This is a genomic window from Aeromonas sp. HMWF017, assembly GCF_003061465.1.
GTDB lineage: Bacteria > Pseudomonadota > Gammaproteobacteria > Enterobacterales > Aeromonadaceae > Aeromonas > Aeromonas veronii.
Map to the genome: position 1 here is coordinate 1 of NZ_QAJD01000128.1, position 9,401 is coordinate 9,401.

General features: G+C 56.1%; 8 protein-coding genes. All 8 read left to right on the forward strand.

Annotated elements, in window-relative coordinates:
• The first annotated feature begins 365 nt into the window (after positions 1 to 365).
• The 8 genes from DBR30_RS12505 (at position 366) to DBR30_RS12535 (ending at position 9,305) form a co-directional block, all read left to right on the forward strand.
• Positions 366 to 629, forward strand: coding sequence for a hypothetical protein (locus tag DBR30_RS12505; protein WP_108540812.1), 264 nt, complete (start codon positions 366 to 368; stop codon positions 627 to 629).
• A 680-nt stretch (positions 630 to 1,309) separates the two neighbouring features.
• Positions 1,310 to 2,107 carry a hypothetical protein gene (locus tag DBR30_RS21085; protein WP_139460411.1) on the forward strand — a complete coding sequence of 266 codons (798 nt, stop codon included), beginning with the start codon at positions 1,310 to 1,312 and terminating at the stop codon, positions 2,105 to 2,107.
• A 178-nt stretch (positions 2,108 to 2,285) separates the two neighbouring features.
• Positions 2,286 to 2,801, forward strand: coding sequence for an AAA family ATPase (locus DBR30_RS12510; protein ID WP_108540815.1), 516 nt, complete (start codon positions 2,286 to 2,288; stop codon positions 2,799 to 2,801).
• An 11-nt stretch (positions 2,802 to 2,812) separates the two neighbouring features.
• Positions 2,813 to 3,589 (forward strand): phosphotransferase family protein, encoded by a 777-nt coding sequence (locus DBR30_RS12515; RefSeq protein WP_258224421.1) that lies wholly within the window; start codon positions 2,813 to 2,815, stop codon positions 3,587 to 3,589.
• Between the two features lie 535 nt (positions 3,590 to 4,124).
• Positions 4,125 to 6,032, forward strand: coding sequence for a PTS fructose transporter subunit IIABC (locus DBR30_RS12520; protein ID WP_108540820.1), 1,908 nt, complete (start codon positions 4,125 to 4,127; stop codon positions 6,030 to 6,032).
• A 575-nt stretch (positions 6,033 to 6,607) separates the two neighbouring features.
• Complete coding sequence (gene uhpT / locus DBR30_RS12525; RefSeq protein WP_108540823.1) at positions 6,608 to 8,014, forward strand: hexose-6-phosphate:phosphate antiporter; 1,407 nt, start codon at positions 6,608 to 6,610, stop codon at positions 8,012 to 8,014.
• Positions 8,015 to 8,232: 218 nt separating this feature from the next.
• Entirely contained in the window at positions 8,233 to 8,538 is a 306-nt protein-coding gene (locus DBR30_RS12530; RefSeq protein ID WP_005334611.1) for a PTS fructose transporter subunit IIB, read from the forward strand.
• A complete protein-coding gene (locus DBR30_RS12535; protein WP_108541614.1) occupies positions 8,538 to 9,305 on the forward strand; it encodes a PTS sugar transporter subunit IIA in 768 nt (255 codons plus the stop codon). Before DBR30_RS12530 ends, DBR30_RS12535 begins: the two co-directional genes overlap by 1 nt.
• The last annotated feature ends 96 nt before the right edge of the window (positions 9,306 to 9,401 follow it).

The window sequence follows — 9,401 nt, forward strand, 5'->3', positions numbered from 1 at the left end:
GGCTGGACAAGCCCGAGCTCACCCCACCCGCCATATCATCACCGCTCACCAGCAAACCGCAGAAACGGGAGTCGGCCTGAGCTGGCTGGACAAGCCCGAGCTCACCCCACCCGCCATATCATCACCGCTCACCAGCAAACCGCAGAAGCGGGAGTCGGCCTGAACTGGCTGGGCGCCCGAGCTCGCCCCACCCGCCATATCATCACCGCTCACCAGCAAACCGCAGAAGCGGGAGTCGGCCTGAGCTGGCTGGGCAAGCCTGCAGCAGCGCAAAACGTGAGGCTGCTCACTGCGCCGGCAAGGAGAGATTGAGAGCCAAGTGAAGAGGAATATGATGTGCGTCCACTCTCTTCACGAGCCCATTTATGAGCCACACGCACGACCAGAACCCGCCGAGTGAAATCCATCGCTGTGACAAATGCAGGGAGCGTACCCGCCATATCGTGGTGCTGGTCGCCCGCGATCACAGCCAGGACATCATGCCCAAGGATCCGCGCAAAGCCTTCTGGCAAGCCTTTCGCTCCAGCAGCCTGACCAATGCGGTATTCGGCCAGACCCTCGCCTATCAGGCCACCCATGTAAAACATCTGATCTGCGAACGCTGCGGGGAGAAGTTTCTGGAGTATTGAGTGGCGGTAGCACCCGGCAAGAGATGAAGCTCTGTCTGCGGCTGCTGTGCCAAGCGGTCAGATAGCAGTCACTTAATAAGTAATTTGTTGATCTTTGGCAGGTTTTTGCCCGACTGCGGTTTCCCCCTGCCCCTCTCTCGATTAATATGCCTCACTTGGCAACCACTCTTGCAGAGATAACCCTGTGCAGCCGTTTCGCCATCCACCACATCGCCGGATAACCGCAGCAGGCTGGAGGCTGTAATCCACGGGCGGTAGCGTGGTGTTTGTAGGTTGGCGCTGAGCGAAACGAAGCCCAATAAGCGAGATATTGATAAAACATTCGCGAACGTCCGGTTACGTAGCACTAATCTACAGGTCTGACACAAGAGGTCACACCGCTTGTATTCTACAGCCAGAATGTAGATGGATTTAATAACGACGATGTGTACAGCTATTTCCAATGGCAGTAAAAGTCGATGTAAACTGTTGGGCAATTAATTATCATAGTGATTAATGGCAGGGGTGGAAAATTTAATTTTTGAAAGTCGCCTTATGAGATACACATATCAACTTACTAATTTATCCCACAACATTTCGCCATAGTAAGTTCTTTGTAAAAGTTAAACCCATGGCCTTACAAGATCGTTTATAAAAAAACTCTAGGGATACTCATCTTAATTTAAAATGGAGTAATGAGAATGCTTCTAGCAAAAAACTGCTACAAAAAGGACAATTTGAAAACTGGAAAAACAATAAAGCTGGGTACATTATATGAGTATAGAGATATAGAAAGCGATCAAATCGTCGATGATGGTGAAGGTAAATACTCTTTTGTACTCAATTTTGACGGAACAGTTGAGATTGAGCCTAAATGGTTCAATTTCATCCTACAGGGAGTAATTAGTGTAGGAGGAGATGAGAACCAACCAAGAATCATGGGGCGGATGAGCGCAGCCATAGAGAATCTTCATATTATTGAACGTACAGAAAAATCACTCAAGATACGGGACACTCGAGCAAGAATACATCGAGAAGCTCTTAACGGATTTATTTTTTGCGTATCACGCGTTAGAAAAAAGCGAGATGCTATTGGACTATTTCCAAATTACGATGACTGTTGGTATATGACAGCATCAAAAGCTCATAGCCTTGGAATTGAACTTTCAAAACTACTCCGTGCACGTATTCTATCCGGACGTCACTCAGGTAATCACATCGTCGATCAAAATATATCATTAGAAAATCTGTCAATTTACTGCCGACATGAACCTGTATCTTACTTAAGTCGTGAGGTTCATATATCTGACGCCAGCGACTTTACGATAGAACACTTTATGAAAAAAATTTCAGATATGGCTTTTGTTAAGCCGCCATCTTTCTCCACAGAAAAGGAGTACCGATTTAGCTTCACGATTGTTGCTGGAGAGATGATCCTTATGCCTACAGTGAAAAATGTTATATTGAATGCTGAACACTTGGTAGATTGGACTGTATAACGACCTTGTTGCTCAAGGAATGTTTTTCCAATATCGGAGCATATTCTGATATTCGCGTAATAAACTCTACCTTCCGCTCTGTATTCGTTCCAACCGAATAAGCTGTGCAATTCACTACGTTGATTGCACCTCTACTTTCCAGCCTCCAGATATCTGTTCCAGAAAAGAGCACTCATAGATGAAACGAATTCTGATTATTGGCAACTCGGGATCGGGCAAAAGCTGGTTGGCGGCTCGATTGGCTGAGGGGTTAACTATCCGCGAGGTCAATCTTGACACCATCGTCTGGCAACCGGGCGGCTTTAACCAAAAACGGCCCCAGCATGAGATTGACCATGCCATTCAAACACTTGCTCAAGCGCCCTCATGGGTGGTCGAAGGGGTATTTGGTGCCCTAGCCGAGCAACTGCTTGATGCCGCTGATACCCTGCTCTTTCTGGATCTCGACTGGTCTGTATGCCGTGATTCGCTGCTGTTGCGTGGCTCGGAAAGTGCCAAACAGCGCGATGCAGTGGCAGCGGAAAAGAACTTTCAACAACTGCTGGTGTGGGCATCGGAATATGGGCAACGAGCCGGCAAAAGCTCCCGCCAATTCCATCACGAGCTGTTTGATCGATTCCCAAACGACAAGCACCGTTTCACGACTCGCACAGCGGTAAATAGCTATCTCACCCAACTGACTACTCATAGCTAACGGGGTAGAGGATGACGCAACAGGAGTTGGCGAAAATGGGGGGCGCTTCGGCAAATATCCAGCTGCTGGATGGCAAGCCCTGTATCAGAAAAAGCGGCGCATCGCCTGTCGAGCGCCATTTCTACCAACGTGCAGCCCCGCATTTGAGCGGGCTCAACACACCTGCCCTGCTCAGGGCCGAAGGAGAGATCCTGTTCCTTGAGCAGATCCCTCATCCGGTCACGCTCACGCAGCTGCACCACAACGAACAGACCTTTGCTCAGCTGTCCAGCCTGCATAACGCCAACTATCAGCCCGACTTTGCGGTTAAAACTCACGGCTGGTCGCTCGCCGACACCAACGAGGCGCTCTCTGTACTCTGCCTGCCGGAAGCGGTAAACGAGAAGATCCGCCATATCCAGCAACTTGGTCACGAACTATTCGAGGAGTCATGCCTGATTTCGGGAGATAGCAATGAGGGCAACTGGGGCACCCGCAACAATGGTGAGCTGGTGTTGTTTGACTGGGAGCGATTTGGTTATGGCAGTCCGGCCATCGATCTGGCCCCGCTGGTGCCGCGGATGGGTTCGCTGGCTGAGTATGAAACCATCATTGAACGCTATCTGCGCCACAGTTCGCTGCTCTCTGGCGACCGGTTGCTCCGCCATCTCGTCATGGCCAAGTGCTGGCTGATTATTGAGGTCACCAATCTGCTGACCAGAAGAGAGAAGCCGCAGGCACAGCAATATCTGGAGTGGTATCGGCAACAAGTTCCCAACTGGCTGGGGTCGGTGGCGCATATTGTGTAATCCGCAGGTTCGAATAGCGCAGCGTATTCGAACGTTCGCGTTATCACCTCTCTCTTTTCAGCCATCCCTCTCTTGCCACCACACTTTCTTCCCAAACAACACCCCTCTGCGCTCGCCCAGCCAATGCGATTGGCCTCCGCCATCAGGCGCATAAAAATCCTAATCCGCACGACGAAACTGCGAATTTTTGTGAGAAAGGTCACATCTAATCACGCCTTAAAACCACATATAAATCCAGACCCCGCTGGTGATTAATTTATTGATATGACGCATTACAAACCTGGTTACGTGGCCGACCACAATCCATTTATTTGTTTTTAAAGAAAAAATCAGCAATGACCTGAAAATGGTGAGTCCTGCCTGAAAACGGGATCTTCATCACATCGCGTTTTACTGCGCACAAAAATCCAGTGATTAGCACATTTGTCCGATAGGGAGGGGGCGGGCGAGCCGCGATAATGATCAGGTCATTTTTATCCAGTACGTCGATACGTACTCACGCATAGCTTCCGTCACCGGAAGCGGGGAGAGCGCCATGATCACCACCTTGATCAATGAACATCTGATCAATCTCGATTTGAAAGCGACGCGTAAGGAAGAGGTCTTCACCGAGATGGCCCGCCTGCTGGCATCGCAAGGCAAGGTCAGCGACGAGCAGGCCTTTATCAAGGATCTGTGGGCCCGCGAAGAGCTGGGCAACACCGGCTTTGAGGAGGGCGTCGCCCTGCCCCACGCCAAGAGTGCGGCGGTGTGCAACCCGGCGGTCGCCATCGGCATCAGCCGCAACGGCATCGAGTACGGCGCAGAAGATGGCAAGCCGTCCCACATTTTCTTCATGATCGCCTCCCCCGATGGCGGCGCCAATCACCATATCGAGGTGCTGGCCGAGCTCTCCGGCAAGCTGATCGAAGAGGGCTTTATCGCCAAGCTGCTGGCGGCCAACACCCCGGCCGATGCGCTGGCGCTGCTGCTGGCCAAGAAAGAGGAGCAGAGCGCGGCCCCGACCACCAGCAAGGGTTTCATCATCGGTGTCACCGGTTGCCCGGCCGGTATCGCCCACACCTATCTGGCGGCCGAGTCGCTGGAGCGCGCCGCTCGCGAGCTGGGTTATGAGGTGAAGGTGGAGACCAACGGCTCCATCGGCGTCAAGAACAGCCCGACCGTGGACGAGATTGCCCGCGCCACCGCCATCGTGGTCGCCTGCGACAAGCAGGTGGACATGGCCCGCTTCGCTGGCAAGCCGCTGATCAAGACCGGCGTCAAGGCCCCCATCAAGGATGGCAAGGGTCTGATCGAGCAGGCACTGAAAGCCCCCGCCTATGTGGCCGGCAAAGAAGATAAAAAGGGTGAAGAGAAGAGTGCGGGCGGCAGTTCCGATCTCTATCGCTACCTGATGAACGGCGTATCGCACATGATCCCGTTCGTGGTGACCGGCGGTCTGTTGATTGCGCTGGCACTGGCCATCGGCGGCAACCCGACCCCGAGCGGCATGCAGATCCCGGAAGGGAGCATGTGGAACCAGATCCTCAACGTGGGTGTGGCCGCCTTCACCCTGATGATCCCCATTCTGGCGGGCTATATCGCCTACGCCATCGGTGACCGTCCGGCACTGGCACCGGGCTTTATCGGCGGCTGGATCGCCAACAACGGCAGCTTCTACGGCGCTGACGCCGGTACCGGCTTTATCGGTGCCATCATTGCAGGCCTGTTGGTCGGCTATCTGGTGCGCTGGATTGCCACCCGTCAGTACCACAAGATGGTGCAACCGCTGGTGCCGATCCTGATCGCCCCCATCGTCGGGTCGCTCTTTATCGCTGCGGTATTCATCTTCATCATCGGCGCTCCGATTGCCGACATGATGACTGGCCTCAACGCCATGCTGCTCTCCATGAGCGGTGGCAGTCTGGTGCTGCTGGGTATCGTGCTGGGTGGTATGGCTGGTTTTGATATGGGTGGCCCGGTCAACAAGGTGGCCTTCCTCTTCTCCGTCGGCATGATCGCCTCCGGTCAGACCCAGTTCATGGGTGCCATGGCCTGCGCCATCCCGGCCGCGCCCCTTGGCATGTCGCTGGCTACTGTGCTCGGTCGCAAGCTCGGCATCTTTGACGAGTCCGAGATCGAAGCGGGCAAAGCCGCCGGTGCCATGGGTCTGGTGGGTATCTCCGAAGGTGCGATTCCGTTCGCCGCCCGTGACCCGCTCGCCGTCATTCCGGCCAACGTGCTGGGCAGCATGACCGCCGCTGTGATGGCCTTCCTGTTCGGCATCACCAACAGCGTTGCCCACGGTGGCCCCATCGTGGCCCTGCTGGGTGCCGTCAACAAGCCGCTGCTGGCCCTGCTCTGCATGATCTGCGGTGCCATCGTCACCGGCGTGGTCGCGGTTGCCCTGAAAAAGCTGCGGGTAAAAAAGAGTGACGAGGTAACCCTGGCCAAGGCGGCCTGAGTGCCCCTCGCCATCGCGGCTCGTAGAGCATAAAAGAGGCCACCCCACGGGGTGGCCTCTTGTTTTTGGGATGGCTGGCGAGCCGTATTTCCCAATATCTCCCCCCGAGAAATGGTGGTCGATAAGCACTCTTCCTCGTCTCTCCCTTCACCTCTCTCCTTGCCTTTCCCTGGCTCCCTTCTTGCCTCTCCCCTCCTCAGCCCAGCACTCGCACAAAGCGCCAAACTGGCTGAAATGGCAGCAATCCGGTATCAGCGGTGTGATGTTTCTCACGCTTTGTCCGCGAAAGCGCAAAAACTAGGAAAATTTCCTAGTCCCGCTAGGGATGGCTCTCAAGCCATTTTTGGCCCCTCTTATTAGAGTCACTCCACCTGATGTCGTGACCCGCACCGCGACGGGCAATGAGCCCCGTCATCCCGTGCCGGGCCCGGGTTTATATGGATGGAGCGTCGAGCGCAGCAACGGCTGACAGCCCCGACGTTCCGTTCCCCCTTCCGTGGCGTGACCTCGAACAACCCATCTACAAATGAGGGGCGCGGCGGAAATACCGTCTATCTCGCAGAGGATGAACGAAGATGTTGAAATTGCTCCAACAGGTCCGGGTCCCCACCCTGGACCTGCCGGTCGAAGCCCGGCGCAAGCTCTGGTTCAAGCCGTTTATGCAATCTTATCTGGTTGTATTTATTGGCTATTTGACCATGTATCTGATCCGCAAGAACTTCAACATTGCGCAAAATGACATGATCCAGGAGTACGGTCTCTCCATGACCGAGCTCGGCATGATCGGTCTTGGCTTCTCCATCACCTACGGGGTGGGCAAGACCATCGTCTCCTACTATGCCGACGGCAAGAACACCAAGCAGTTCCTGCCGCTGATGCTGATCCTCTCCGCACTCTGCATGCTGGGCTTCAGTGCCAGCATGGGCGGCACAGGTTTCAGCCTCTACTTCATGATCTTCTTCTACGCCCTGAGCGGTTTCTTCCAGAGCTGTGGCGGTTCGTGCAGCTACTCCACCATCACCAAGTGGACCCCTCGCAACAAGCGCGGCACCTATCTGGGTATGTGGAACCTCTCCCACAACGTGGGCGGTGCCGGTGCGGCCGGTGTGGCGCTGTTCGGTGCCAACTACCTGTTCGATGGCAACGTGCTCGGCATGTTTATCTTCCCCTCCATCATCGCGCTGATCGTCGGCTTTATCGGCCTGCGCTTTGGTAGCGATTCGCCGGAAGCCTACGGCCTTGGCAAGGTGGAAGAGCTGTTTGACGAAGTAGCGAGCGAAGAAGATATCGCCACCGAGGAGCAGAAGCTGACCAAGTGGCAGATCTTCGTGAAGTACGTGCTGCTCAACAAGGTGATCTGGCTGCTCTGCTTTGCCAACATCTTCCTGTACGTGGTGCGTATCGGTATCGACCAGTGGTCCACCGTCTATGCCCACCAGGAGCTGGGCTTCTCCAAAGACGTGGCCATTCAGGGCTTTACCTTCTTCGAAGTGGGCGCACTGGTCGGCACCCTGATGTGGGGTTACCTCTCCGATCTGGCCAATGGCCGTCGTGGTCTGGTGGCTTGCGTGGCACTGGCGCTGATCATCGCCACCCTGGGTCTCTACCAGCACGCCACCACCCAGTTCATGTTCCTGGGCTCCCTGTTCACCCTGGGTTTCCTGGTGTTTGGTCCGCAGTTGCTGATCGGCGTCGCCGCCGTGGGCTTCGTCCCCAAGCAGGGCATCAGCGTGGCCGATGGCGTCAAGGGCACCTTCGCTTACCTGATTGGTGACAGCTTCGCCAAACTGGGTCTGGGCATGATCGCCGATGGCACCCCCATCTTCGGTCTGACCGGTTGGAGCGGCACCTTCGCGGCGCTGGATATCGCAGCCGCCGCCTGTCTGGTACTGATGGGGTGTGTCGCGGTCGCCGAGGAGCGCAAGATCCGCCGCATCAAGCGCGAACTGAAAGCCGCCGAGCTGGCCGCCCAGACCGCCTGATAGCCATAACAACAGACGCAGATTGTTCAGGGTCACCCACAGGGGTGGCCCTTGTTTTTTGGGGAACCCCCACTCCCAACTAGCCCATATCAGCCTGCATTGCCGTTCAAGGGACGGGCATATCCCCATCAAGATCCCACTTTTCATATGGACTTTTGGTAAAAGCCCCCCGCTGGCGCTATCTTGTTGCTCCCCCTTGTCAGCATCACAGAGAGCAGATGAAGATCGTCGCCGTCACCGCTTGCCCGACCGGTATCGCCCATACCTATATGGCTGCCGATGCCCTGCAAAAAGCCGCCACTGGGCTGGGACTCAAGATCAAGGTCGAGACACAGGGCGCCATGGGCATGGAGAACATGCTGACCGCCCGCGATATTGCCAGCGCCGACCTGGTGCTGATTGCCTCCGATATCGAGATTGAGCAGAAAGAGCGCTTCCTCGGCTGCACCATCCATCAGGTGAGACTGGAAACCGTGCTGCTGGATGCCAACGCCGTACTCAAGGCCCTGCCGATCCCGGCCTGATGCTGACCCGCGAAATCACCTTCTACTGCCAGCAGGGGTTGAGCATCACCCAGGCCAAGCAGTTGAACCGGCTGGCGGGGATGTTCAAATCCACCATCCGTTGCGCCAACCTCACCCGGCGTCAGACCGTTGCCGCCAGCAACCAGCTCTCCCTGTTGACCCTCGCCACCCAGCCCGGCGATCTCTGCCAGTTGCAAATTGAAGGGTGCGATGCCGAACTGGCCCACATGGCCTTTACCTGCTGGTGCGGCGAACTGGGTCAACCGCTGGTGCGCCCGCGCACCGCCGCGCTGGCGGAGTTGCGACTGGCCAACGCCCTGCCCGACTACCATTTTGCCCTGCGCCAGCTGGCCCACAGCCCCGAACCGCTGACCAAGGCCGAAGCGCTCGAGCATCTGATCGATCTGCTGCCCGCCGAGCTGGTCACCCACCGCGCCACACTGACCGCCGCGGTAGAGCGGCGCGAGCAGGTCTCGGCCACCATCATTCGCCCGGGCCTTGCCATGCCCCATGTATTGAGCGAAGGGATTAGCCAGCCAGCGCTGACCCTGCTTAGCTGCAAAGAGTCCATCGAGTGGGGCTCTCAAATCGGGCCGGTGCAGACCATCATTCTGCTGGCGGTGCCGGTTGGCAGCGGACGGGAGACCCTGCGCCCCCTAACCCGACTGGCGCAGGCGATGATCGACGATGTGGTCAGCCACGCCCTGCTGTTGGCGGGCTCGGCCCCCGCCCGTCAGGCTATCGTGATCGAGAGCCTGCTGAGCTAGGCGAATTGGCTCCAGGCACTGCTTGTTGAAACCCCAGCCATTCATCCTGCCCTCAGCACCCTGTGGTACACTCGCTGCCATCGTCTGTCTGAAGTG

Coding starts and splice junctions, on each gene's coding strand:
- DBR30_RS12520 (WP_108540820.1), top strand. CDS start 4,125: ATGATCACCACCTTGATCAATGAACATCTGATCAATCTCGATTTGAAA.
- DBR30_RS21085 (WP_139460411.1), top strand. CDS start 1,310: ATGCTTCTAGCAAAAAACTGCTACAAAAAGGACAATTTGAAAACTGGA.
- DBR30_RS12505 (WP_108540812.1), top strand. CDS start 366: ATGAGCCACACGCACGACCAGAACCCGCCGAGTGAAATCCATCGCTGT.
- DBR30_RS12515 (WP_258224421.1), top strand. CDS start 2,813: ATGACGCAACAGGAGTTGGCGAAAATGGGGGGCGCTTCGGCAAATATC.
- DBR30_RS12535 (WP_108541614.1), top strand. CDS start 8,538: ATGCTGACCCGCGAAATCACCTTCTACTGCCAGCAGGGGTTGAGCATC.
- uhpT (WP_108540823.1), top strand. CDS start 6,608: ATGTTGAAATTGCTCCAACAGGTCCGGGTCCCCACCCTGGACCTGCCG.
- DBR30_RS12530 (WP_005334611.1), top strand. CDS start 8,233: ATGAAGATCGTCGCCGTCACCGCTTGCCCGACCGGTATCGCCCATACC.
- DBR30_RS12510 (WP_108540815.1), top strand. CDS start 2,286: ATGAAACGAATTCTGATTATTGGCAACTCGGGATCGGGCAAAAGCTGG.